Consider the following 22,803-nt stretch of genomic DNA (forward strand, 5'->3'; position numbering starts at 1 on the left):
CGATTCTTCAGGGAATTCAGGAAGATATCGACCCGATCATGATATTCTCTCCCGATCCCTGCATGCAGAGATGGGGGGGAGTAAACGAGAGTTTTGGGATATATTAATGTGCATAAATTATTATATGCCAATTTTACGCTCTTTCTTTGTTGATCACTATAATCTAATTGTAAAACACAATTATTGATCCTGCAGAATATGATTAAATATTGTAAGTCTCCATAGGGGGTTCTGTAGGAGAGTGGAAATATGCAACAGGAAAGCGTGCAGATCCAGAAAAATATCGTCGAGACAGCGGTCGCATCGGGAGAGTTCAACACTCTCGTTGCGGCGGTGAAGGCCGCTGGCCTTGTCGAGACATTGAGCAGTCCGGGGCCGTACACAGTCTTTGCCCCGAACGACGCAGCGTTTGCAAAGGTCTCGAAGGAGACCCTTGACAGCCTCATGCAGGATAAAGCGAAACTCGCCGACATCCTGAAGTACCACGTGATCTCGGGGAAGCACATGGCCGCCGACGTCTCGAAGATGAGTTCTCTCAAAACACTGCAGGGCTCCGACCTCTCGGTCGACACGAGCAGGGGCGTGCGGATCAACGACGTCAGCGTGATCAAGGCCGACATCGTCTGCTCGAACGGCGTCTGTCATGTCATCGACTCGGTGCTGATACCAAAGTAACACCTTTTTTTGCCGTTCGTCCGGCTCTGTAGAAACCCTTGCGGGAAAGTACTTCCTGACGTGATGGGAAAAATTCTGTTCAGAAGTGCCTGGTCCGGGGGGGCTGCCGCTCGAAAAACTACGTTTTTCTCGATTCCCGTCGGTCGCCCTCCCATACCCCCTGCCATTACGATAGGGGGAGGGATGGCCGCCGCCTCCAGGACTCCGACCCTTTCTTCCCGGGACCAATCCTCGCGCGGGGGTCCGGGGGCAAAAGTCCCCCGGCGAACGGGAAGGCAGAGGATCAGCACGCACTATCAACCGATGGAGGAGGATTTCTACAAAGCCGTTCGTCCCGAACAAAAGATATCACGGAGAACGGCAGGCGCGGATCTCAGGGGAGATCTGGACAAAGGGGATGGTCCGGCGGAGAGGCACCGCCCCTTTATCCCCGCGTGATCGACGAAATGTACGCGATCCCCAGGTGGGCCCTGAGGATCCTGGTCCCGTCGAGGAGATGGCGCATGTCCACGAACTCACCCTCTGCAAGGCACCGGTCGATGCCTTTCTCGAGGGGGGTCTGGAGGTCCCAGGGCACCTTCCTGAAGACGACGCCGTGGGTGTGGAGGATGAGACCGTTATCTCCCTCACCGCGGGGATGGCCGGAGAGAGAGGCGATAGCCCCGGCGTCGCAGGAGGAGAGATCTGCCGAAGGGTCCAGGCCGATGCCGAAGGCGACGATGCTATCTCCCGCGTATTTCGGTTCTTCAGAGGCCTCGATCCAGTCGCCGACATTCTCAGGGTCAAAGATCGAACCGCCCCGTGCCGGTGCGTCCCGTGCGAGCGGGGCCTTCCTGATCCCTGAACCCAGGACACCTCCCGTCACGCCCCAGAGAGCGACGGCCACGACGCCCGCCCCGACCTTCCGCTCTCGTGCATGGGCGAAGACGGCACGGTACAGTGCCTCGAGGGTGATCCCCTCCTCCGCCTCGACGGTGGCGAACTCGTTGAACTGTCCGTCAAGGGCTACATTGAAGGCGGTGTAGGCCCTCACCTCCCCGCCGACCCGTGCAGGCACGAAGAAGTCGGGGGTGTTGTGGCCGTCCGACGGGAGCCAGGTCATCGAGCCCTGGAGGGTGACCATCTCCCCGAGGAATGGCATCGCGTCGAGGAGGCTGCTGCCGAGAGCGCCAAGGCCGAGGGAATATCTGATATCGGAGAATGTCTCGGCACTAACGCCCTCTTCCCTGATGCGGGCATGGAGGAGGTCGTCGATGCTGCCCTTCACCCGCAGAGACGCAGGTGTCCAGGACCCGGGCTCGAACCTGAACTTCGCCCCCTCATACTCGACCGGAGGGGCTGCAAGGTCGGCGATGAGGGAGAGAGAGTCCTCCCGGCGGAAAGACGCCGCAAGGGCAGCGGCCCGCGAGGGGAAGAGGGTGAAGACCCGGTCGAAACCGGCCATGGCAAGGACCTGCAGGGGGTACTCCCCTACATTGCAGATCGCAAGGCCCCCTCCCCGCACCTTCAGTTCCTTCTGCAGGCCGAGAAAGACCCTGATCCCGGCGCTGCTCAGGTACGCGAGGCCGGCAAGGTCGATGACGACCGAGCGGTCGTCGTCCCTGAGGGAGGTGGCAATCCCTCTCTTAACCTCTTCGGCCGCATAGCCGTCGAGCCTCCCCCCCACCTCGATGATGAGGATACCGTCACATCTCTCTGCAGTCATCTCCATAATTTCCGTCTCCTTATCTCTCAAAATGTTTCACCAGGCGAAGAACATTCTCACCTTCCCTGTGTTCGTACAGGACGGCGTCGGTCATCTTCCGCATCAGGTGGATGCCGAGGCCCCCGATCGGACGTTCATCGGCCCCGCCCTCCAGATTGGGTGCGGATGCCGCCGTCGGGTCGAAGGCCGGGGCCGCGTCCCTGATCTCGACGACCACCCCCTTTTCCGTCTTTTCGCAGGAGAGGGAGATCCGCCCTCCTGCATCCCCATATCCGTAGAGGATGATGTTCGTCACCGCCTCGTCGACGGCGAGTTCGACCTCCTGAACAGCCTTTGCGGGAGCACCCAGGCGCTGGAGGGCGGCGGCGACGCGGTCGAGGGCGCCGGGGAGGGACGCAAGACCGGCGGTGATAGTCCATTCCTCCACCCTCACACCCCCTTCAGCACCATCAGTGTGATGTCGTCGAACTGCGGTTCTTCACCGGCGAAGCCGAGGACCGCGTCCCTGACACCGCGGATGACCTCGTGGGCAGGCCTGTCCCGCAGGCCAAGGGCCGTCTCCTTCAGCCGCGTCTCGCCGAACTCCTCTGTCCCGGCATTGATCGCCTCGGTCACCCCGTCGGTGTACAGGACGAGCATGTCGCCGGGGCCGATTCCGACCGTCTCCTCCCCGTATTCCATCTCGTCGACGGCCCCGAGGGCGATGCCGGTCGGCATCAGCCTGACGAACTCATCCGAACCTGCCCTGAGGAGGAGTGGGGGGTTGTGCCCGGCATTTGCATAGGTGAGCATGCGTTTCTCCTCGTCGAGAACACCGTAAAAGAGGGTGACGAACATCCCCGAGTCTGACTGGGAGAGGATCATCGCGTTCGTATCGGCAAGGGTACGCGAGACGCGGGGGTGCCACCCGGCCATCGCCCTGATGATCGTCCGGGAGAGTGCCATGTACAGCGCCGCGGGGACGCTCTTGCCCGAGACATCCGCGATCACAAGGCCGGTCGTCCCGTTCTGCAGGCGGATGGCGTCGTAGAAGTCGCCGCCCACCTCCCGCGCAGGGCAACTCACAGCCGCAAGGTCGAACCCTTTTAGTGGCGGGATGGCCTTCGGCAGGAAGGTGTGCTGGATATCGGCGGCGATCTGCATCTCGGCCTTCTTCCTTTCGAGTTCGCCATGGTAGGCATCCCTCTCGGCCTTTGTCCGCCTTTCCGTGACGAGGTTCGAGACCAGGAGCGCGAAGATGAACATGCCGGCAGCGTTCGCCAGGATCATCGGGATACACACCTGCCTCACCACCTCCCATGCGGTGGCGAAGGGTGTGCAGAGGAGGAGGACAAGGCCCATGTGGAAGATTTCCATGCCGACGGCAAAGGCGACGGCGGTCCTGACCGGGACAGGGCCGTTGCGGTGGACCCACCAGATGGCGCCCCCGAAGAAACCGGCGAGGACGGTGGCGATCGCACAGGGGAGAGCGGTAAACCCGCCCATCTGCAACCTGAAGAGGCCGCCGATGATCCCGGCGCCGAGGCCGACCACAGGGCCGCAGAAGAGGCCGGCGACCATCGGCCCGAGGTCGCGGACATTGATCGGGGAGCCGAGGACTGCAACGCCGCTGAGAGTGCCGTACACCGAGAGCGCACCGAAGAAGAGGACGAGGAGGAGGGTGCTCCGCGGAGAGAGACGACGCTCCAGCGCCTCGGTGAATGGTTCACGCCTGGTGATGAAGTATGCTGCGACGACGATGACGCAGATCATCTGGAAGAGGACGATGAAGTCCGCCACCGCCGGCATCATCAGTCACGTCCCTGCCGGTTCAGGGCGTCCTCCACGCTGTCATATGCGGGGAATATCCGTAAAAATCCCGATATTTCAAATATCTCCCGGACAAACGGACAGAGTCCCGCGATCGAGAAAACTCCGTCCATCTTCTTCACCTGTTTGTACGCTGTCAGGAGCACCCGGAGGCCTGAACTGCTGGTGTACGTGAGGTCGGTCATATCGACGATGATGCTTCTCTCCCCCTGCTCGACAAGATGGGAAAGGGTCGATTCCAGACCCCCGCAGGAGGATGCGTCGATCCTTCCTGCTACCGAAACGACTGCACACCCGGCCATCACACGGACGCCGGTATTTGAGGAACTTTCCATTGTCATTGGCGTCTCTCCTGATAGCATAAGTAGATTGTTTTTTTGCGTGTCTGTCCAGGTTAGAGAAATGCAGGAAAACAGGAGATCTATCCCTGCTTTTCAAAGACCGCAACGACCTCGGCACGCGGGAGGTCCTTGCCCCTCACTCTCAGGGGCCATGTGCAGGTCTCCAGCGCACAGGGGTGCAGCGCCGAGAAGAGAGTGCAGGCTTCGGACTCCGAAAAATAGTGGGTGAGGATCCCTTCGCCGCGGAGGAAGGTGCCGGCCTCGACCCCGGTCCCCTTCCCGCACCGCATGTCCCGCTCTGAGAAGTCCCGGAAATAGAGTTTACCGCCGCCTTTCAGCACCCGTGCAATCTCGCCGGCGACATCCTCCCGACCTGCCGCTTTCAGGTGTCCGGCCACATGGAAGGCACAGACCGCGTCGAATATCTGGTCCCTGAAGGGGAGGGCACGGGCGTCGGCGATAAGAAGGGGCGCTCCCTCCCCGGAAGCACGGCGGCAGAGCGCGACAGCCGAGGGGGAGATGTCGAGACCGACGACGGAGACACCTTTCCCCGAGAGGGAGGTATAGGTCTTCCCGTTGCCGCACCCGATTTCGAGGACGCGTGAACAGGGGGGAATTGCGGGGAGGTCGCAGGCCGCGCCTCCCCAGATGCGTCCCCTCTGGAGATAGTCCCTCTCCCACGCGCCGGGGTCACGGAATGAGGCGGTCATGCCGCAGCGGCTTTCTGCAGGGAGAGGAGCGTGATCGAGAACCTGAGGTCGTTGCCGGCAAGGGGATGGTTCCCGTCGAGCATGAGAGTGGTCTCGTTCACGGCAGTAACTGTGTAAACATGTTTACTGTCGATATTCGGGAAGACGAACCTCTGGCCCATGCCTGTATCGGCCGGAAGACTTTCCCGGGGCACGATAATGACAAGCGTAGAGTTGTACTCACCATACGCCTCTTCCACCGGGATTGTCACGTTCACCGACTCGTTCACGGCAAGGCCGGTGACGGCCTTATCGAAACCGGCGATCACCTTCCCTTTCCCGAGGGTGAAGGTGAGGGGGGCGCGGCCGACCGAGGATTCATAGACCGTCCCGTTCAGGAATGAAACCGTATAGTCGACAGAGACGTTGTCGCCCGGAGCGGCCCTCGGCTTTTCGGCCGTACCCGTGCATCCCGCGACCAGCATCAGGGCCGCAAGGAGAAGACAGGCTGCCGGAATGATCATCTTCGATCTCATCCCCCTTCTGTTGGCGCCGAAGGATTATGAGGCCATCCCCGGTCCGGGAAAAAATTATAAAAAAAGGGCTCTGTAGAAAACCTCCTGCAGAGGTTGATGGTGCGTGCTGATCCTCTGCCTTCCCGTTCGCCGGGGGCATAGTCCCCCGGCGCAGGCACACCAGAAAAGGTTTTCAACAGAGCCTAAAAAAGGGATCCGATTACCAGGATTTCCTTTCCGCGGGTTTCAGTTCGACGGGGCATCCCCGGATGGTCTTGCCCTTCATCCCTTCGATGACTGCAGCTGCTGCGTCCTCGGGCACCTCGACAAAGGAGTATGTGCCGTAGATACTGATCGCTCCGATCGACCGGCCGGGTATGCCGGTTTCGCCGGCGAGTGCACCGACAATATCCTTCGGCCGGATCTCCTGATCTCTCCCCAGGTTCAGATAGAGGCGGACCATGCCGGGTTCGGCACCGGTGTTTGCCGGGGTGAGGTCGGGAGCTTTCTCGGGTTCGGCACCGGTGTCAAGTCTGAGTTTCAGGAGGGCCGCGGCGATGTCCATGGAGGTGTAGTCGTCCACCATGATCCGCTCGACCATTCCGATGTACTTCTCCATCTCGCCGTTGTCGACGGTCTGCTTGATTTTCTCGACGATATTTCTCATCCGTGTCTCCTCGACGTCGCTCTCTGTCGGGAGGGGTATGCGGGCGATCGTGATCTTGGCATATTTCTGGATCGTCCTGAGTTTGTAGATCTCCTTCGGGCCGACAAAGGTTATGGCCCGTCCGGCCCGTCCGGCCCGTGCGGTCCTGCCGATGCGGTGCACATAGTATTCCACGTCCTGGGGAACGTCGAAGTTGATGACCATGTCGACGTCCTCGACATCGATCCCCCGTGCAGCGACGTCGGTGGCGATGAGCACGTCGATAGTGCCGCTCCTGAACTTTGCCATCACGCGGTCACGCTGGACCTGTTTCAGGTCGCCGTGAAGGCCTTCGGCAAAGTAGCCCCTCGCCTGAAGCTGGCTGTTCAGTTCGTCGACGCTCTTTTTCGTGTTGCAGAAGACAAGGGTGAGTTCAGGGTCGTAGATGTCAAGGAGCCTGCAGAGGATCTCGAGTTTTTCCCTGCTGCGCACCTCAAGGTACAACTGCTCGATCTGCGGGACGGTCAGTTCGCGGTGGGGGACACTGATGAACTGGGGATTCTTCTGGAAACGCTTCGAGATCTCCAGGATCGGTTTCGGGAGGGTCGCGGAGAAGAGGACCGTCTGGCGGTTCTGCGGAGTCTCGCCAAGGATTGTCTCGATGTCCTCCCTGAAGCCCATGTCGAGCATCTGGTCGGCCTCGTCGAGGATGACCATCTTCACGCCACCGAGTTTGAGCGTGCCGCGGTCAAGGTGGTCGAGCACGCGCCCGGGCGTGCCGACGACGATCTGTACCCCGGACTTCAGTGCCCGGAACTGCCTCTCGATGGGCTGGCCGCCATAGACAGGTATCACGGTGATACTCCCGTGATATTTTGCAAGGCGCGAAAATTCTTCGGCTGTCTGGATGGCAAGCTCCCGGGTCGGCGAAAGGACGAGCACCTGTGTCTCCCTGCTTGCAGGGTCGATCTTCTCGATGGCCGGGATGCCGAATGCCGCTGTCTTTCCTGTGCCGGTCTGGGCCTGGCCGGTCACGTCTCCTCCGACCAGGATCTTGGGTATGGCAAGGACCTGGATCGGAGTGGGCTCTTCAAAGCCCATATCTTCTATTGCCTTGAGAATATTCGAGGATAGATGAAATGTTGAAAAGCTGATGGTATCTTCCATTCTATTGTCATGGGTGTTCGTCCCTCATTATATATTGTATTGTGGAGGGGAAAAATCAGACACGGCCCGGACGATATGAGCAGGGATTTACAGGGCATAAAAGAGACAGATCCAGAAAATAATTGAGGAGGTACGTTTATTTGGAGAGATCGGGTGCGACCGCCATAGACAGGCTGCGCGGGGACCGGGGGTGCGGGACAGTTATCCCGCGTTCCCGAGATCTGTACGTATTTTTTCGATGTCATCGGGTGTGGCGTCCATCTCCATGACGGCGGTGCCGAAACAGGGCTTCGTGAAAGGGAAGAGGACTTTCCGTTTCTTCTCCTTCACTCCGACGATCAGGGGGGATTTGCCAAGGATGATGACGTCCCGGATGGCATAGTCGGGCGGCATCTCATAGTTCTCCTTTGCATGCCGCCGGATGTACTCGTTTGCCTCGTCCATGGAGATGTCCTTGATGAGGATCCGTGCCGGAAGGCGGTTGACGCAGTGCGGCTTGCCCAGATCTGCCATTGTGGTCTCACTCCGTATGAGGGTACTACTGTATTTCTCCCTCATTTAAGGTTCTCCCGCAGGCAGGAACGGCGGGATACATCGATGCACGATGATGAAGAAGGATGCCCGCGCTCGGCTCGCCAGATCGCTTGATGCCCTTCTCCGGTTTCAAGGGCCTCAGAACGACCGGATGCGACAACGGGTCCGCATACCATCAGACCCTGCAGGTCTGGCCTGACCAGATGATAGGAGCACATCGGCCATGGCCGCGCAATCTGCACAGACCGCCAGAAATGATAAAATAACAGATGAAACGAGGGATTCGAACAAAAGAAAGAGAGCCCCAGGCGAGAGTTGAACTCGCGACCTGCTGATTACAAGTCAGCCGCTATGCCACTAAGCCACTGGGGCGCGGATGCACTATACGTTGATCATGCCTGATAAAAAAGATGGCGATGCCACGACCCTCCCCTGCCCCCCTGATCAGGCACGCCTGACCTTCCCGGCCCTGTGGGATGCCACGCCATAATCCCCACAGGAGGCCGTCGTCTCCTCGAATGCCCCCCGACAGTAGACACGCACCGGCACCGGCGCCCCCTTCCTGAATAAGGCCATCTGCCGGTCATAGACCTTCTGGATATGCCGCAGGTCGTTAGCGGCGAAGTAGTCCCGAAGGCACCTGAGAAACGCCACTTCCTGATCGAGGTACGCCTCTTCATAGGCCCTTACTTCACAGGCGATCTTGCGCGCCTCATCCTCTCCGATCGAGGCATAGTACTCACCGTGCTGGTTGAGTCCGCTAATCTGCCGCCAGTCCACGGTGCCGTCCTCCCCCTCCTCGCGGTGGAGCATGTAGGGGTATACCCTGCAGATGGCCATCCGGCGGTCATAGATGGTGCACCGTCTCTCCTCAGAGAGAAAGACGCATGTCCCGTCGTCCCGTGTCCGCAACGCATAGCCGGAGACATAAAAAATCCCGTTCTGATCACAGAACTCGAAGTACGGCGCGGGCATCAGGACAGAAGGATCGATCGTCCTCACCTGCTCGGTATCGCCATCGAGGAGAAACACATGGTCGTTAAGCTCCCGCGTGCAGCACCTGCCACAGCAGGTGCAGGAGAACCCGACCTCCCTGATGATGCGGACGAGGTCTGCATCAGGGTAGCCGAGGAGCGCATCGGTCTCAGCCTCGATGTCGGCGATCATCCGGCCAAACCGGTCTGTCGGGGCGAGAGTTTTCTGGTGAAGATCCATCCCTATGAGATTGCAGGCCATGGGAGATGCTCTTTACGGCCGGGGATCACGTCGGCAGAGGTGAGTCGCACGTACCTGGGCTCAGGTACATATCCCGATATTCTTGCCGGGAGACCTCGGCGCAGCCAGCGCCGCGATCTTCGGGACGCCCACGCGCGTTGGGAATATGTGGGGGCAGATGAGGCGGTTTCTCGATGCGACCCACGGGATCGGGAAAAGAGACTTTCTCGTCGGCAAGGTAGGGCTCCCCTCCCTTTGCCGATCAGAGACCTCTCGAAAAGGTCACCGACTGCTCGCAGTACGGGAGTATCCTCGCCGGCGATACCGTCACATAGCCGGGCAAGAAAGAAAGGGCGGGCAGATGTTTTCAGAGCAGCCTGGATCGGCATGTTGCCGCGGTCGCCCTCCGACCCGTCCCCTCTCCCGAGAGAGCACTCGTGCCGTCACAAGAAGCCGGGACAGGAAAATAAGGCCGTTTTCATCCCTGAACTCACATTTCATGACAGAACTCCGGAAATATCCCCGCTTTTCCGGATGAATCCAGAAATCGGAGAACACCGGGACGAGAAGCCCCCAAGTCAGAGGAGGAAAGATATAAATATCGAATCTCCTATTAGAGTCCTTCACGAGAGAGCACATCGGTGCGATCCCGGGGGGGACCGAGGGACATTGACAATTTTACCAAATGACGCGTACGTACGCCCGGAATACGATCCAATAACAACTCATATGAGTTCGCCTCTGGCCGAGATCGTACGGCCGGATCTGGAAAAAAACCGTATCAGCGGGGCCAGATCTTTCGAGACGGTCATATACCGCCCCGCACAAACGCCCAGAACAAGGAAGTCACTTGCAGCCATTCCCTGCTACAACGAGGCCGTTACCATCGGTTCCGTTGTCCTGCAGACGCGGAAATATGTCGATGAAGTCCTGGTCATCGACGACGGATCGACAGACGACACCAGGGTCATCGCCCTTGAAGCGGGAGCAAAGGTCATTACCCATGCCGTGAACAGCGGCAAAGGAAGTGCGGTCAGGACGGCATTGAAATACGCGCAGGACGGTGCATTCGACTTCATCGTCCTCCTTGACGGCGACGGCCAGCACGACCCGCGCGAGATCCCGGCGCTGGTGGAGCCGGTGGAAGAAGGAACCGCCGACCTTGTCATAGGGTCACGTTTCCTCAGCAGCAAGAACAAGATACCGAAATACCGTCAGCTCGGCCAGATGGTCCTCACGACCATGACGAACTTCAACGCCCGGCATACGACGACCGACTCCCAGTCAGGCTTCAGGGTGCTCAGCCGGTCCGCGATCAAACGCTTCACCATGGAGTCGAAGGACTATAATGTCGAATCGGACATGATCACCAGCCTCTCGGCACAGGGGATCGTCATCAAAGAGGTGCCCATCTCGGTGACGTACGACGTACCCAACAAGCACAAGAAAAATCCGATCACCCATGGTTTCGGTGTCTTACGGAGCATCGTCGGGACGATGGAGTACAGCAACCCTTTCCTGACCTTCGGCATCATCGGCATCGCAGCCCTGGTGGGGGGGATAGCCTTCGGTGTCACCGCCCTCTCGGCCTATGCGGCCACAGCAGTCCTGCCCTTCTGGACATCGCTGCTGGGAGGCACATTCACGCTGCTCGGCGTCCTCTTTTTGATGGCAGGGATCACCCTCAGGTATGTTGCCATGACGGTCAGGAGGATGGTCTGAGGTAACGTCGTCAAAAAAGTGGAGGGACAGGCATCCCAGAAAAAAGACACATATATACGGGGGGGACGTGTCGCTGAGACCCCTGTTCGCTCCTACCTACACTTGTAGATTGCAATATATAAATCTTATTCTTTTGTTCGGTTATGTATATTTCTGATTGGTGTCTTACTTTTGTTCGACCTCCCGAATGCCGGATGCATTTCCAGAGATCGGGGAAAGAGAAAACCCTTCTCCGGCGCGAACGTCGTTCATGCATACCCGCTGATATCATAGTCGATCTCCGTGCTGCTCCGTGCACACCCCTCACCATGCCTCAGGAAATCATCGATGTTCTTCTTTAGCAGTGCCGGGAACGCCGCACCGACGATCTGCTGGACTACCTTTCCACCGCAGAAGAAGAGGAACGAGGGAGTGTGGCGCACGGCATAGCGCTCGGCCGTCCAGGCATTGCCCATCACATTCAGGCGTGCAAAGAGGATCTGTCCCCCGTACTCCCCTGCGAACTGCCGGAAGAAGGGTTCGATCTGCTTGCAGAAGGGGCACGTGGGGCTGTAGAACATCACCACGGCAGGCCCCTTCCCTTTCTCGACCGTCGCCTCCCATGTGGTGTCGGTCACCTCCACCGGACCGGTACCCTCGGTCATAGGGAGAGGAGACACCGTCATCACGGTTAATGCTTGCCCCCGCCCTCCCTGTCGATGAGGATGTTAATGGTGTTTTCACAGATATCGGTGGAGTATTCCCCGATCCTCCTGATGCTGTCGGAAAGCGAAACGAGCGCCGTCGCCGAGGCAGGGGCGTACTTCAGCGCCGCCTTGTTGATCGCACGCGCTTTTTTTTCGAGATCGGCGACCTGTTGAATGGCTGCATTGGCCCCCTCCAGATCTTCGTGGAAGAGAGATGAGACCGCACGGTCGAAGATCGTCTGCGACGTCGCGCTCGCCTCCCCGATCATCGCCTTCATATCGCCGTCGACACCCTCTCCCAGGAGGACGATCGCGTTTTTTGCAATCCTGGTGCCGTGGTCCCCGATCCTCTCGATGATCCGGGAAGTAAGAAAATAACTCATCGCCGCCGCCGGGGTGACGTCCATCCTGCGGGAGACCGCGGGGTCGCTGAGCACCAGGTGGCACTGGCGGGCGATGAGCCACTGGAGACGGTCCACGTCATTGTCCCGGACGATGACGTCCTCGGCCAGTTTCTGGTTGCCGGACCGGAGGGCCTCGATGCCGTCCTGGTGCATGCCCTTTGCGATCACCGCCATCCGCGTGATCGTCTTCTCGAAGGGCATCTCGACCGGGTTGAGCAGGTCCTTGATGGTGATCGAGGTCTCGGTCTCCTCCACGACCTCCTGCCCGATGGCCATCTGGGTGAACTCCCTCACCCGGATCCTGATAGACGGCGGCATCCTCCCCTGCGCCCTGAGGGTGATCGTGGTGTACCCGGCGATGTACGCCCCGACAAGACAGCGGTACAGGAAGGCCTGGTCGGTGGTGGCGTTCACCGGGAACTCCTTCGTCTTCTGAGCGACTCCGGCATTGATCGTGGGGGTGACGAGTAGGGTGCCGTCCTGCTGGACGATGAGGCCAAGAGGATCGTTTTTCTTGATATTTGAAGAAATAACCCAGTCTTTCGGGAGGGATACGATATAGGACGACCCCCCGGTGACCTGCACCTTTCTGATCTCCATGTATCAGGGTTTTTCGGATGAGAATATATTTCTTGCCCAGATCTATAGAGTGCACCATACTCTCTACGGAGTATATCGCACGCCATAGACTCATTCGAAACCAGTTATATTATATGGCCGGCTTCTTACTCATGGTGAAAAACCGTGAAGAACAGCAAGATTTCTCTCCTTGCCGTGCCTCTCCTGGCACTTCTTCTGATTGCGACCCTCTTCGCCGGCTGCACGGGCGACGGAGGCGACACGACTCCTGAGACCATCTCGGTCACCGGCTCCACGACTGTCCTCCCTATCGCCCAGAAGGCGGCCGAGGCGTACATGGACACGCACCAGCAGGCTGATATCCAGGTGAGCGGCGGCGGTTCCAGTGTCGGCGTCCAGGCAGTCGGCGAGGGCACCGCGGATATCGGTATGGCCTCCCGAGACCTGAAGGACTCGGAGAAGCAGAAGTACCCGGATCTGGTCCAGCACGTCGTTGCGAGAGACGGGATCGCCGTGATCGTCCACCCCTCGAACACCGTGGAGACGATCACCACCGCACAGGCGAAGGCGATCTACCAGGGCGCCATCACGAACTGGAAAGAGATCGGCGGCCCTGACATGGCGGTCGTCGTCGTCGGCAGGGACAGCGCCTCGGGCACCCGTGAGTTCTTCCAGGAGGCCGTCATGAACAAGGAGGACTTCGTCCCCACCCAGCTTGAGAAGAACTCGAACGGCGCTGTGAAGCAGACCATCGCCCAGACGCCGGGCGCCATCGGCTATGTCGGCCTCGGGTACATCGACGACACCGTGAAGGCGTTGAGTGTCGACGTGAACGGCACGACTGTCGAACCGACCGTCGCCGCCGTCGTCAGCGGGGACTACCCGATCGCCCGTTCCCTCAACATGTTCACAAAGGGCGAGGCCACCGGGCTTGCAAAGGAGTACCTCGACTTCATCTTGAGCCCTGAGGGGCAGACGATCGTCGAAGAAGAGGGCTTTGTCCCGGTCGCCTGATCGCAGGGAGAGGGGAGAGGCCTTCCTCTCCCTCTCCCATGAGGTGAAGCACCAGCATGAACAGTCATCTTCAGGCAGCACGCAAAGCCCTCTCCTCCGGGAACAGGCTTGCCCGGGCGAAGGAGAGAGCCATAGGCTTCATCTGGCTGACCGCGGCTTCCTTCGCCACGCTCACCGTCTTTTTCATCCTCCTCTTTCTCCTCCGTGACGCCCTCCCCATCTTCGAGACCGTCGGCATCGTCGACTTCGTCTTCGGGGAGACCTGGAACCCCACCGGCGCGACCCCGTCGTACGGCGCCTGGCCCCTCATCGTCGGGACTCTCCTCGTCACCCTGGGGGCGGTGGCCATCGCCGTGCCCCTCGGCATCGGGAGCGCGGTCTGTATCGCCGAACTCGCCCCGCCCCGCGTGAAGGCCATCGTGAAACCGGCCATCGAACTCCTCGCCGGCATCCCCTCGGTCGTGTACGGTTTCTTCGGCCTGGTGGTCCTCACCGACTGGCTCCGCATCTCCTTCGACGTGCCCTCAGGGGAGAGCTGGCTGGCCGGGTCCATCCTCCTCAGCATCATGGCCCTCCCGACGATCGTCTCGGTCTCCGAAGACGCTCTGAGCACGGTGCCCCGCGCCTACCGGGAGGGGAGCCTCGCACTCGGCGCCACGCGCTGGCAGACGATCAGCCGCGTCCTTGTCCCCTCTGCCCTCTCCGGGATCACGGCGGCGGTGATCCTGGGGATGGGCCGCGCCATCGGGGAGACGATGGCCGTCATGATGGTGACGGGAAACGCCGCCATCATCCCGGAGCCCATCACCAACGTCCTCTCCCCTGTCCGCACCCTCACCGGCACCCTCGGTATCGAGATGGGCGAGGTGGCGGTCGGGTCCCCCCACTACCACGCCCTCTTCGGGGTGGCGGTGGTCCTCCTCCTCATCACCCTTCTCGTGAACCTCGCCGCGCTCTGGGTCATGGCCCGGATCAGGGCCGGGCAGGGCGCCGCGTTCCCGGGAGCGGACAGGCGGCAGGTGAAGAGGGTCCTCTCCATCATTGCAGTGCTTGCGGCCGCGGCCGTCATCTTCGCCGTCATCCCGCCGGTCCCGGCCCTTGCCGTCCTCCTCGTTGCAGGGGCGACATACCTTGCCCGCGACCGGATCGCCCCCGCGACCGCGGAGAGGTTCGCCTTCGCCACCCTCTGGGCGGCGATCGGGGTCGTCCTCTTCATCCTCGGGGTCATCCTCCTCTTTATCGTCGTCAACGGCCTCCCGGCCCTCTCCTGGGAGTTCCTTACCCAGGCGCCCCGCGACCTCGGACGTGCAGGAGGGATCTTCCCGGCGATCGTCGGGACACTCTATCTCGTCGGCGGCGCGATCCTCTTTGCTCTCCCGATCGGGATCGGGGCGGCGATCTATCTCACCGAGTACACCCGCGGCGGCCGCGTCACCGCGACCATCAGGAGCGGGGTCGACCTCCTGAACGGCATGCCTTCGATCGTCTTCGGCCTCTTCGGCTTCGCATTCCTCGTCCTCTTCCTCAACCTCGGTGTCTCCCTCCTCGCGGGCATGATCACCCTCGGGCTCATGATCCTGCCGACGGTCATCAGGACGACAGAGGAGGCCCTGAAGACCGTCCCGATGGCGATACGGGAAGGAAGCCTCGCACTCGGCGCCACACGCTGGCAGACCATCAGGCAGGTCATCCTGCCGCCGGCCCTCCCCGGCATCCTCACCGGCACGATCCTCTCGATCGGGCGGGCCGCCGGCGAGACGGCGCCGATCCTCTTCACGGCCGCCGTCTTCTCGAAACGCTTCCTGCCGACATCGGTCTTCGAACCGGTGATGGCCCTCCCGTACCACCTCTTCATCCTCACGACAAATGTCCCGGGCGCGGAGACGAACCAGTATGGCACCGCCCTCGTCCTCCTCATCCTCGTCGTCGGGATCTATGCCGCCGCTATCGCCCTGAGAAATCACTACCAGAAGAATGTCAGATGGTAACATGACAGAGACTGCAATCCTCTCGGCCAGACATCTCAACCTCTACTACGGGGAGAGTCATGCCCTGAAAGAGATCACGATCGATATCGCACCGAACAGGGTGACAGCCCTCATCGGCCCGTCGGGGTGCGGGAAGTCTTCCCTCCTCCGCTGTTTCAACCGGATGAACGACCTGGTCGAGAATGTCAGGACCGAGGGGGAGATCCTCTTCGCAGGCGAGGATATCTCCGTCCCTACGGCCGACGTCGTCGCGATCAGGAAGAGGATCGGGATGGTCTTCCAGAAACCGAACCCCTTCCCGAAGTCGATCTACGAAAATGTCGCATATGGCCCGAGGGTCCACGGCATCAGGGACACGAAGGCCCTCGACGCGATCGTGGAGAAGAGTCTGCGCGACGCCGCCCTCTGGGAGGAGGTGAAGGACCGCCTCCACTCCTCGGCCCTCGGCCTCTCCGGGGGGCAGCAACAGCGCCTCTGCATCGCCCGCACCCTTGCGGTCGAGCCCGAGGTGATCCTGATGGACGAACCCTGCTCGGCCCTCGACCCGATCGCCACGGCAAAGATTGAGGCCCTGATCGAGGATTTAAAGACGCGCTACACCGTGATCATCGTCACGCACAGCATGCAGCAGGCGGCGCGAGCAAGCGACTTCACCGGATTTATGTACCTCGGCGAACTCGTGGAGTTCGGCGAGACGACCCAGATCTTCGAGGCCCCGAAGAACAGACTGACAGAGAACTATGTGACCGGCCGTTTCGGATAGGTGAAAGGATGAGCGAGAAGTTTCATGACGAACTGAAGGCCCTGAGAGGGGAGTTCATCGAATACGGAGAGTTTGCAGCGGACATGCTGAAGGACGCCTTCAGGGCGCTGAAGGACGGGGACACGGACCTTGCAGAGTCGGTTCTCCAGCGAAAAACACACCTTGCAGAACTCTCCGACCATTTCGACGAGCGCCTGCTCACTCTCATCGCCCTGTATCAACCGATGGCGAAAGATCTCCGGGTGATCGCCTGCACTCTCAAGATGAACGATGCCCTCTTTCGCATCGGGCGGTACGGCAAGGACATCGCCATGCTCGTCCCCGAGTTCGCCGCATCCGGCCACCTCGGGCGGATGCTCAACCTCCCGTACATGGCGGAGATGGTCTTTTCGATGGTCGACGATACCCTCCGCGCCTATGAACAGAGGGACATCGCACCCATCGCCACCTTCTCCGAGAGGGACGACTGCGTGGACGACCTCAGGTACTCGGTCTTCAGGGAGGGGGTTACCTACATGATGGAGAACCCGAAGAACATCGAGCGGTGCATGGACTATGTGATGGTGGCACGGTATCTCGAAAGGTGCGGCGACCACTGCTGCACGATGGCCGAGAAGGTCCATTACATGGTCACGGGGGAGAGGATTGAGATCCGGTGAGAGGGGGGGGGATCTGCCGGGGGGCTGCCGCCCCCCAGACCCCCTGCAATTAGGATAGGGGGTGGATGGCAGTTTTCTCTTCAAAATGCAGGATTAGATCATTTGAATTCCAATCCAGATAGTTCCAGGGGACTATCTCGAAGACTTTGTCTTCTCGACTCTCTACGATCGTCCACACTCTGGATAGACAGGGATATAGGAATATTCTCTCAGAGTGTTCACATCGCTCTTCTCCTGTCCTATCCTAACTTCGGGGGTCCGGGGGCAAAAGTCCCCCGGCTCAGATTGAGAGGAAGGCGAAGGATCGGCGCATTTTCTCCTGAAATCAGGAGGATACATCAATCCCGATCATGACGCCCTCCCTGAACCGATGCGATGCCTTTATCTTACCCCCGGCAGAGGAGGTATTCGGAGGAAATGATATGCCGGAATTTGGTAACCCGTTTTCAGGCACCGCATACGGCCGGAAGATGACCGATGCAGAACTCGTCCGCGCGGTCCGCTTCATGGTCGCGGCAGAGTACGAGGCGACGCAACTCTACCAGCAGCTTGCAGAGTCCACGGACAACACACTCGCACAGGCGGTCCTCCTCGACATCGCCGAGGAGGAGATCGTCCATGCGGGAGAGTTTCTCCGTCTCCTGAAGGAACTCTCGCCCGAGGAGGAGGGGTATTACGCAAAAGGGACAAAAGAGGTCGAGGAGATGATCGAGAAGATCAGGAAATGACCGTCTCGTCTCCCTTTTTTCCTGTCGGGGTGTAGTGTTCGACCTCCCCGAAGACCTGCAGTTTGCCGTTCGCCAGGACGGAGACCGCACCGTGGCCGCCGCAGATGATACAGCGCTTTCCCTGCGCGGTGAGGTCGCGGTCCACCGCGGCCGCAAGGTCGAGGAGGGCGTGCCTCTCCTCCCTGGCCCGGCCCGAGTCCACGTTCACCGAGGTGACAAGGAAGTCGGCGAGGGAGTTGTAGACCTTCCTCGCCTCGGTGAGACTGCCGAAGTTGATCACCGTGTCGCTCGTGAGGAGGATGCCCTCCTCGGGACAGAAAAGGTAGACCAGACCGTGGACGTGGCCGCCAAGGCTTTCCAGCACCTCGAAGGTCCGGCCGCCGAAGGTGAACCGATCGAGGACCGGGAAGATCCCCCGTACCTCGCCTGTCGGGCCGCCGAAGAGGGTGAAGTTCTTCGGCGGGCTGAACCGCGAGAAGAGGTTGATCATCGTCGTATAGACGGTCTCCAGGACCGAACCCTCGGCAGGAGAGCCATAGGCGCGATCGGAGGTCTCGATCTCGGCCAGGGTGCCGGGGTGCATGTACGCCGGGGCGTCGTAGAAGCCGCCCGCACCGCAGTGGTCGGCGTCGGCATGGGTGATCACCACCCGCGTCAGTTTCGTGCCGTCGCCGATGCCATAGTGCCTGAACATCGCGAGGACGTCGGGGTAGTAGATGCCGTACCCGGTGTCGACCATCATGGTCTCGTCGGGGGTCTCGAAGACGTAGATGCTGCCCCCGCCGGGGAGCTGGAAGCAGAAGAGTTCCATATCCTGGGTCACCCTGACCCGCTGGACGTCGGCGTAGAAGCCCTCGCCGCAGGTCCGGTTCAGGCTCTCGCCGGTCTGGAGAACGCTCGCGAAGACCTGACGCGGGTCGGCGCCGCGGGCGGCGAGGTCCTGGGCGATGTGGTTCATGTCGCCGAGGAGGCGGAGGAGGAAGTCGTCCCCGGCCTGACCGGTCAGCCGCCGCAGACGCTGGGCGAACCAGATGTAGAAGACGGTCTCGTCGAGGGTGTCGCCGGTCTGGTCGTATTCCAGGATCTCGATCGGGTAGTGCGACTTCAGGCTGTTGAGGAGGGCGTCGACCTTCCCGCTCTCCTCCAGGCTGAGGGCGAGGGTCAGGCGGTCGGGATGACTCCCCGTGTCGTCGAAGTCGACGTGCGCGATATTGGCGCCGACGGTCGTCGTCAGGTCAAGGAACGCGGAGAGTGCGCCGGGGACATGGGGAAGGGTGACGTGGATTCGCAGGAAACTCAAGCCCGGTAGATGGGTCTGGAGATAGCCGATGGCGGCGAGTTCGTTCCTGATGGCGACATGCGCCCCGGGATATGCCGTTACCTCAAGAAAAACGGTGGACGGGTCGATACACCTGCTGTACTGGATGCGGTTGATGTTCCCGCCGTGCCGCATGATGATCCCGGCCGCCCGGTGAAGGGCGCCGGGGCGGTCGAGCATGCGGGCGACGAAGGAGATCTTCTCTTTCTGGGCCTCCATATCTGAATATCAATGGGAGAAGCGCGGCAATAAATGTCGGTGGTCCTCAGGACGGGACGAGGACATAGACGGCAAAACCCATGTACTCCCGCCCGTAGGCGGCGTACTCGTCCTGGATACGGTAGAGGTACTCGCGCACTTCGTCGGCGTCCGTGTCGTCGGGGTTGTCGCGCAGCCAGGCAAGGAGTCCCTGCCAGTTTCCCGACTCGTAGGCGTCCCAGTCGTCTGGCGACGCCCGGAAGATGGACGCGACATCGAAGCCCGCGTCCCGTGCCGCCTGAAAGATCTCGTACTCAGTGAGGACGTCGCGCCACTCCCGGGCAAACTCGGGCGGGACGTTGTCCCGCACCCAGTACCGCTCGCCGATGACGATCCTGCCGTCGGGCTCGAGCCATGCGCTCATCGCCTCGATTGCACCGGCAAAACCGCCCCAGATGTGGGAGGAACCGATGCAGGCCGCACAGTCGTACTGGCGGTCGGGCGTCTCGTCCAGGACGTCGGCACGGTCGATCCCGATCCGCGGGGAGAGGCCCTCCTTTGCGAGGAGGGCCGCGGCCCGCCGGCAGGCGTCTTCCCTGATGTCGAGGCCGCGTCCGGCGATCCCGAACCTCTTCCCCCAGAGGGCGAGGATCGTCCCGTACCCGCAACCGAATTCCACAACCCGGTCATCGGCAGAGAGGCCGGCCACCTCACCGGCACGGACCACCTTTTCCGGTGTCGTGGGGTTCATGATGGCCAGGCCGCTCGTCGAGATCGAGATGAGATCAAAATATTCCACCCTGAAACGTGGATGGTCCCGGAATATAGGGCCATCGCAGGGTGCGTGAAAGGGGGTATGTGAGATGGGCAGGTGTGCCTGCCCGTACTGTTCAGAGCCGGTTGGACTTGGTGCTCTTCTTCACCGGCGCAGTTTCTGTTTTGGCATCCGCGTCCTTCTTACCCCTGGACGAGGAGCGCTTCTGGGTCTCATAGGTCATTGAGGACTCACCTCCTATCCTGATCAGATATTCTCAGATCTGTCATGCGAGGGATAAAGGTTGTCTGGCGCAACGGAAGATCCTCCATGCGAACCGTATTCCATGGGCATTCCAGAGGGTTTTGCGCGGGGCGCGCCGGAGGGGATCGGGAGGATCAGGAGGAGGGCAAAAATAAGGAAGAGGGGGCATCGCCCTGTGCCGGTATGAACGTGGTGCCTGCATGTCAGAATGTGGAGGGCCATCCGGGACACGGCCCGGGTCAAATACGCCCGGATATGCCCCGGATCCGGGGACCACACCACCCATTCGGAACCATATCGGGAAGATCCCGAGATCCGGCCATACCGGGGGCCCTGGGCAAAACAGGATGAAATCCGGCAGGACTCAACGCCCCCAGGCCGCCGGTATGATTGCAGGTAATGTCCTCCCCTTCCCGGCCCTCCCGTGTGCCGGGGAGAGGGAGGGATAAGGGCTGGAAATCGTCCGGATCCGGGCTCGTGAGAACCCTCACACTGAGGTTGATATCGGCATTCCAGAGCGGGAATTCTACAATGCCCTCTCCAGGAAGCGATCACTCTACGCGAGGGTTTCTCCAGGTCCTGAACTTAAAGGTCGATCCCGCGCTCTCTCAGTTCCTTCGTCTTCTTCTCGGAGCAGGCCTCGCACCTGAACTCGGGGGCGCTGTCGTCGGTCCTGTCGTAGTTGGAGGTCATGACAAGGCGGTATCCGCGGCAGACCTTTCCGCAGTCCACGCACCTGATATTCTCCTTCACCTCCCACTGGGCGGCAAGGGCCTTCGAGGTGAAGATGAAGCGGTCCACCCAGAAGAAGATGAGGCCGCCGATGAAGTTGGCGATGATGGTGGCGGTGATGGGGTCCATCGTGGAGAGGAGGATCAGCACGCCGGCAAGGAGTGGGGTCGAGAGTTGCCACCTGATGAGGTAGAGCCCGTAACGCTTGAAATTGACGTCCATATGTCTGTATAAATTCAGAATTGCGGATAATAAACCTGAGTATGAGGACAGGGGAAGAACCTTCATCTCCCTTGCCATGCCACCTGATCAGATATGGCAGATGCAGAGGCAGAAGAGGGCGCATCCACCTCTTCTATAGTGTCGTCGGTGAGACTGCATGATAGCGCCGAAGGCGCGGATATCGAAGGACAGATCCACCCCCCCGATATCGTCGTCGGAGAGACGGCAGGGCGGGGCCGCGGCGTCTTCGCCGCCAGGGACTTCCTCCCCGGCGAGGTGATCGAGGTCTGCCCGGTGATCGTCTCGGCAGGCGCGGGGGACGAGGGCCTCATCGAGCGGACGAACTTCTTCAACTACTACTTCGGGTGGGGAGAGGATGAGAGGGCCTGCGCGATCGCCCTCGGCTACGGCTCGCTGTACAACCACTCATACCACCCGAACGCCGACCACCGCCGGGACTTCGAGGGCGGCACGATCACGGTCGCGGCCTGCCGGCGCATCAGGGCGGGCGAGGAGATCACCATCAATTATACCGGTCCGGTGGACTGCCGGGACCCGGTCTGGTTCGACGTCGTGGGAGAAGAATAGAAAGAGACGGGGCAGGGTTTTAGAGGACCTCTGCCTTCGTGATCCTGACCTCAGGGGTGGGCCGGTCCTGCCGGTCGGTCCTCCCATTGCCGATGGCGTCGACGACCTCCATTCCCTCAATAACCTTGCCGAAGACCGGGTGCATGCGGTCGAGGTAGTTGTTGTCCACCAGGTTGATGAAGAACTGGCTTCCCCCGGTGTTCGGGCCGGCATTCGCCATCGAGATGGTGCCGCGGGCGTTTTTGTTCGAGGGCGTGAACTCGTCGGGGATCGTGTAGCCCGGCCCGCCCATGCCGGTGCCTGTCGGGTCGCCGCCCTGGATCATGAAGTTGGGGATGACGCGGTGGAAGATGACGCCGTCGTAGAACCCTTCCTTCACCAGTTTTTCAAAGTTGCCGGCGGTGACCGGCATGTCGCCGTAGAGTTGGATGGTGATGTCGCCCGCCGTCGTGTGGAGGACGACCTTCGCTCCGTCTGGATGGTCAACCATGATCTTTCCTCCCTCTCTGGTGGCGCGGACAACCATAAGAGTTCTCCCGGTTGGACACCATGGGGGATCATGGCAGGGAAGGAGGAGAGGCGGGCCGCGGAGCACGAGGAAATGGTCGCCGCGTTCCTGAAAAACCTCGCCCACGAGAGGCCGGAATACCGCTGGGGAGCGGCGGACGCCCTCGGGAGGCTCGGCGACCCCGACCCGCGGGTGCGGAAGAAGGCGGCATGGGCCCTCGGGCAACTCGGGGACATGCGGGGGCAGAGGCCCCTCCTTGCGGCGATGCGGGACGGCGACGAGGACGTCAGGGAGATCGCGGAGGAGGCGTATGAGATATTGAAGAGGAAGGTCTTCGGCGGGGGGTGAGCCGAACATCCAGGATCAGGGTGACAGTCCCC

General features: G+C 60.7%; 24 protein-coding genes and 1 tRNA gene. 9 read left to right on the forward strand and 16 right to left on the reverse strand.

What is annotated here, in order from left to right; translation table 11 throughout:
- Window positions 1-249 precede the first annotated feature (249 nt).
- Window positions 250-675, forward strand: coding sequence for a fasciclin domain-containing protein (locus tag MEFOE_RS10170; RefSeq protein ID WP_067051754.1), 426 nt, complete (start codon window positions 250-252; stop codon window positions 673-675).
- A 424-nt stretch (window positions 676-1,099) separates the two neighbouring features.
- On the opposite strand, the gene MEFOE_RS10175 is transcribed toward MEFOE_RS10170, so the two are convergent.
- The 10 genes from MEFOE_RS10175 to MEFOE_RS10220 all read right to left on the reverse strand — a co-directional run bounded on the left by MEFOE_RS10175 (window position 1,100) and on the right by MEFOE_RS10220 (window position 9,296).
- Window positions 1,100-2,386: an STAS domain-containing protein gene (locus MEFOE_RS10175; protein WP_067051756.1), complete on the reverse strand. Its 1,287-nt coding sequence runs from the start codon at window positions 2,384-2,386 to the stop codon at window positions 1,100-1,102.
- Window positions 2,387-2,399: 13 nt separating this feature from the next.
- Entirely contained in the window at window positions 2,400-2,807 is a 408-nt protein-coding gene (locus MEFOE_RS10180) for an ATP-binding protein (protein WP_067053195.1), read from the reverse strand.
- A 2-nt stretch (window positions 2,808-2,809) separates the two neighbouring features.
- Entirely contained in the window at window positions 2,810-4,171 is a 1,362-nt protein-coding gene (locus tag MEFOE_RS10185) for a PP2C family protein-serine/threonine phosphatase (protein ID WP_067051758.1), read from the reverse strand.
- On the reverse strand, window positions 4,171-4,530 hold the full coding sequence (locus tag MEFOE_RS10190) for an STAS domain-containing protein (RefSeq protein ID WP_067051760.1): 360 nt from the start codon (window positions 4,528-4,530) through the stop codon (window positions 4,171-4,173). The genes MEFOE_RS10185 and MEFOE_RS10190 overlap by 1 nt, the downstream gene beginning before the upstream one ends.
- 80 nt (window positions 4,531-4,610) lie before the next feature.
- Complete coding sequence (locus MEFOE_RS10195) at window positions 4,611-5,240, reverse strand: class I SAM-dependent methyltransferase (protein WP_067051762.1); 630 nt, start codon at window positions 5,238-5,240, stop codon at window positions 4,611-4,613.
- Entirely contained in the window at window positions 5,237-5,743 is a 507-nt protein-coding gene (locus tag MEFOE_RS10200; RefSeq protein WP_160329534.1) for an FKBP-type peptidyl-prolyl cis-trans isomerase, read from the reverse strand. Before MEFOE_RS10200 ends, MEFOE_RS10195 begins: the two co-directional genes overlap by 4 nt.
- 211 nt (window positions 5,744-5,954) lie before the next feature.
- On the reverse strand, window positions 5,955-7,547 hold the full coding sequence (locus MEFOE_RS10205; RefSeq protein WP_067051765.1) for a DEAD/DEAH box helicase: 1,593 nt from the start codon (window positions 7,545-7,547) through the stop codon (window positions 5,955-5,957).
- Window positions 7,548-7,748: 201 nt separating this feature from the next.
- Complete coding sequence (locus MEFOE_RS10210) at window positions 7,749-8,105, reverse strand: DUF1894 domain-containing protein (protein ID WP_083523425.1); 357 nt, start codon at window positions 8,103-8,105, stop codon at window positions 7,749-7,751.
- Window positions 8,106-8,381: 276 nt separating this feature from the next.
- Window positions 8,382-8,453 (reverse strand) — tRNA-Thr (locus tag MEFOE_RS10215).
- 72 nt (window positions 8,454-8,525) lie between these two features.
- Window positions 8,526-9,296: a YkgJ family cysteine cluster protein gene (locus tag MEFOE_RS10220; RefSeq protein ID WP_153015942.1), complete on the reverse strand. Its 771-nt coding sequence runs from the start codon at window positions 9,294-9,296 to the stop codon at window positions 8,526-8,528.
- Between the two features lie 729 nt (window positions 9,297-10,025).
- On the opposite strand from MEFOE_RS10220, the gene MEFOE_RS10225 reads away from it, so the two are divergent.
- Entirely contained in the window at window positions 10,026-11,018 is a 993-nt protein-coding gene (locus MEFOE_RS10225; RefSeq protein ID WP_067051772.1) for a glycosyltransferase family 2 protein, read from the forward strand.
- A gap of 248 nt (window positions 11,019-11,266) precedes the next feature.
- Here MEFOE_RS10225 and MEFOE_RS10230 read toward each other — a convergent pair whose 3' ends face one another.
- Window positions 11,267-11,662, reverse strand: a complete 396-nt coding sequence (locus tag MEFOE_RS10230) for a thioredoxin family protein (protein ID WP_153015943.1) — start codon at window positions 11,660-11,662, stop codon at window positions 11,267-11,269.
- Window positions 11,663-11,688: 26 nt separating this feature from the next.
- Entirely contained in the window at window positions 11,689-12,708 is a 1,020-nt protein-coding gene (locus tag MEFOE_RS10235; RefSeq protein ID WP_067051777.1) for a phosphate uptake regulator PhoU, read from the reverse strand.
- Window positions 12,709-12,852: 144 nt separating this feature from the next.
- Here MEFOE_RS10235 and MEFOE_RS10240 point away from each other — a divergent pair, with 144 nt between their 5' ends.
- The 5 genes from MEFOE_RS10240 to MEFOE_RS10260 all read left to right on the forward strand — a co-directional run bounded on the left by MEFOE_RS10240 (window position 12,853) and on the right by MEFOE_RS10260 (window position 17,839).
- Window positions 12,853-13,701 carry a phosphate ABC transporter substrate-binding protein gene (locus tag MEFOE_RS10240; RefSeq protein ID WP_235809609.1) on the forward strand — a complete coding sequence of 283 codons (849 nt, stop codon included), beginning with the start codon at window positions 12,853-12,855 and terminating at the stop codon, window positions 13,699-13,701.
- A 56-nt stretch (window positions 13,702-13,757) separates the two neighbouring features.
- Window positions 13,758-15,689: a phosphate ABC transporter permease subunit PstC gene (gene pstC / locus MEFOE_RS10245; RefSeq protein WP_083523426.1), complete on the forward strand. Its 1,932-nt coding sequence runs from the start codon at window positions 13,758-13,760 to the stop codon at window positions 15,687-15,689.
- 1 nt (window position 15,690) lies between these two features.
- Window positions 15,691-16,452, forward strand: a complete 762-nt coding sequence (gene pstB, locus MEFOE_RS10250; protein WP_067051779.1) for a phosphate ABC transporter ATP-binding protein PstB — start codon at window positions 15,691-15,693, stop codon at window positions 16,450-16,452.
- Window positions 16,453-16,460: 8 nt separating this feature from the next.
- Window positions 16,461-17,111: a phosphate signaling complex protein PhoU gene (gene phoU / locus MEFOE_RS10255; RefSeq protein ID WP_067051781.1), complete on the forward strand. Its 651-nt coding sequence runs from the start codon at window positions 16,461-16,463 to the stop codon at window positions 17,109-17,111.
- 422 nt (window positions 17,112-17,533) lie between these two features.
- On the forward strand, window positions 17,534-17,839 hold the full coding sequence (locus MEFOE_RS10260) for a ferritin family protein (RefSeq protein ID WP_067053207.1): 306 nt from the start codon (window positions 17,534-17,536) through the stop codon (window positions 17,837-17,839).
- Here MEFOE_RS10260 and MEFOE_RS10265 read toward each other — a convergent pair.
- From MEFOE_RS10265 to MEFOE_RS10280, 3 genes are all read right to left on the reverse strand, one after another.
- On the reverse strand, window positions 17,829-19,376 hold the full coding sequence (locus MEFOE_RS10265) for an MBL fold metallo-hydrolase (RefSeq protein WP_067051783.1): 1,548 nt from the start codon (window positions 19,374-19,376) through the stop codon (window positions 17,829-17,831). The genes MEFOE_RS10260 and MEFOE_RS10265 overlap by 11 nt on opposite strands.
- Before the next feature lie 46 nt (window positions 19,377-19,422).
- Window positions 19,423-20,154 (reverse strand): SAM-dependent methyltransferase, encoded by a 732-nt coding sequence (locus MEFOE_RS10270; protein WP_067051785.1) that lies wholly within the window; start codon window positions 20,152-20,154, stop codon window positions 19,423-19,425.
- A gap of 804 nt (window positions 20,155-20,958) precedes the next feature.
- The gene (locus MEFOE_RS10280) at window positions 20,959-21,327 is read right to left on the reverse strand and encodes a hypothetical protein (protein WP_067051790.1); all 369 of its coding nucleotides are present in this window, start codon (window positions 21,325-21,327) and stop codon (window positions 20,959-20,961) included.
- A gap of 93 nt (window positions 21,328-21,420) precedes the next feature.
- Between MEFOE_RS10280 and MEFOE_RS10285 the strand changes: the two genes are divergently transcribed.
- On the forward strand, window positions 21,421-21,915 hold the full coding sequence (locus MEFOE_RS10285; protein ID WP_083523427.1) for an SET domain-containing protein: 495 nt from the start codon (window positions 21,421-21,423) through the stop codon (window positions 21,913-21,915).
- Window positions 21,916-21,934: 19 nt separating this feature from the next.
- Here MEFOE_RS10285 and MEFOE_RS10290 read toward each other — a convergent pair whose 3' ends face one another.
- A complete protein-coding gene (locus MEFOE_RS10290; RefSeq protein WP_067053213.1) occupies window positions 21,935-22,405 on the reverse strand; it encodes a peptidylprolyl isomerase in 471 nt (156 codons plus the stop codon).
- A 69-nt stretch (window positions 22,406-22,474) separates the two neighbouring features.
- On the opposite strand from MEFOE_RS10290, the gene MEFOE_RS10295 reads away from it, so the two are divergent.
- Window positions 22,475-22,771 carry a HEAT repeat domain-containing protein gene (locus MEFOE_RS10295; protein ID WP_067051791.1) on the forward strand — a complete coding sequence of 99 codons (297 nt, stop codon included), beginning with the start codon at window positions 22,475-22,477 and terminating at the stop codon, window positions 22,769-22,771.
- Window positions 22,772-22,803: the final 32 nt, after the last annotated feature.

Origin of the sequence: Methanofollis ethanolicus, from assembly GCF_001571385.1 — an archaeon.
Lineage (GTDB): Archaea > Halobacteriota > Methanomicrobia > Methanomicrobiales > Methanofollaceae > Methanofollis > Methanofollis ethanolicus.

Coding starts and splice junctions, on each gene's coding strand:
- MEFOE_RS10170 (WP_067051754.1), top strand. CDS start 250: ATGCAACAGGAAAGCGTGCAGATCCAGAAAAATATCGTCGAGACAGCG.
- MEFOE_RS10175 (WP_067051756.1), bottom strand. CDS start 2,386: ATGGAGATGACTGCAGAGAGATGTGACGGTATCCTCATCATCGAGGTG.
- MEFOE_RS10185 (WP_067051758.1), bottom strand. CDS start 4,171: ATGATGCCGGCGGTGGCGGACTTCATCGTCCTCTTCCAGATGATCTGC.
- MEFOE_RS10190 (WP_067051760.1), bottom strand. CDS start 4,530: ATGACAATGGAAAGTTCCTCAAATACCGGCGTCCGTGTGATGGCCGGG.
- MEFOE_RS10195 (WP_067051762.1), bottom strand. CDS start 5,240: ATGACCGCCTCATTCCGTGACCCCGGCGCGTGGGAGAGGGACTATCTC.
- MEFOE_RS10200 (WP_160329534.1), bottom strand. CDS start 5,743: ATGATCATTCCGGCAGCCTGTCTTCTCCTTGCGGCCCTGATGCTGGTC.
- MEFOE_RS10205 (WP_067051765.1), bottom strand. CDS start 7,547: ATGGAAGATACCATCAGCTTTTCAACATTTCATCTATCCTCGAATATT.
- MEFOE_RS10210 (WP_083523425.1), bottom strand. CDS start 8,105: ATGAGGGAGAAATACAGTAGTACCCTCATACGGAGTGAGACCACAATG.
- MEFOE_RS10220 (WP_153015942.1), bottom strand. CDS start 9,296: ATGGATCTTCACCAGAAAACTCTCGCCCCGACAGACCGGTTTGGCCGG.
- MEFOE_RS10225 (WP_067051772.1), top strand. CDS start 10,026: ATGAGTTCGCCTCTGGCCGAGATCGTACGGCCGGATCTGGAAAAAAAC.
- MEFOE_RS10230 (WP_153015943.1), bottom strand. CDS start 11,662: ATGACCGAGGGTACCGGTCCGGTGGAGGTGACCGACACCACATGGGAG.
- MEFOE_RS10235 (WP_067051777.1), bottom strand. CDS start 12,708: ATGGAGATCAGAAAGGTGCAGGTCACCGGGGGGTCGTCCTATATCGTA.
- pstC (WP_083523426.1), top strand. CDS start 13,758: ATGAACAGTCATCTTCAGGCAGCACGCAAAGCCCTCTCCTCCGGGAAC.
- pstB (WP_067051779.1), top strand. CDS start 15,691: ATGACAGAGACTGCAATCCTCTCGGCCAGACATCTCAACCTCTACTAC.
- phoU (WP_067051781.1), top strand. CDS start 16,461: ATGAGCGAGAAGTTTCATGACGAACTGAAGGCCCTGAGAGGGGAGTTC.
- MEFOE_RS10260 (WP_067053207.1), top strand. CDS start 17,534: ATGCCGGAATTTGGTAACCCGTTTTCAGGCACCGCATACGGCCGGAAG.
- MEFOE_RS10265 (WP_067051783.1), bottom strand. CDS start 19,376: ATGGAGGCCCAGAAAGAGAAGATCTCCTTCGTCGCCCGCATGCTCGAC.
- MEFOE_RS10280 (WP_067051790.1), bottom strand. CDS start 21,327: ATGGACGTCAATTTCAAGCGTTACGGGCTCTACCTCATCAGGTGGCAA.
- MEFOE_RS10285 (WP_083523427.1), top strand. CDS start 21,421: ATGGCAGATGCAGAGGCAGAAGAGGGCGCATCCACCTCTTCTATAGTG.
- MEFOE_RS10290 (WP_067053213.1), bottom strand. CDS start 22,405: ATGGTTGACCATCCAGACGGAGCGAAGGTCGTCCTCCACACGACGGCG.
- MEFOE_RS10295 (WP_067051791.1), top strand. CDS start 22,475: ATGGCAGGGAAGGAGGAGAGGCGGGCCGCGGAGCACGAGGAAATGGTC.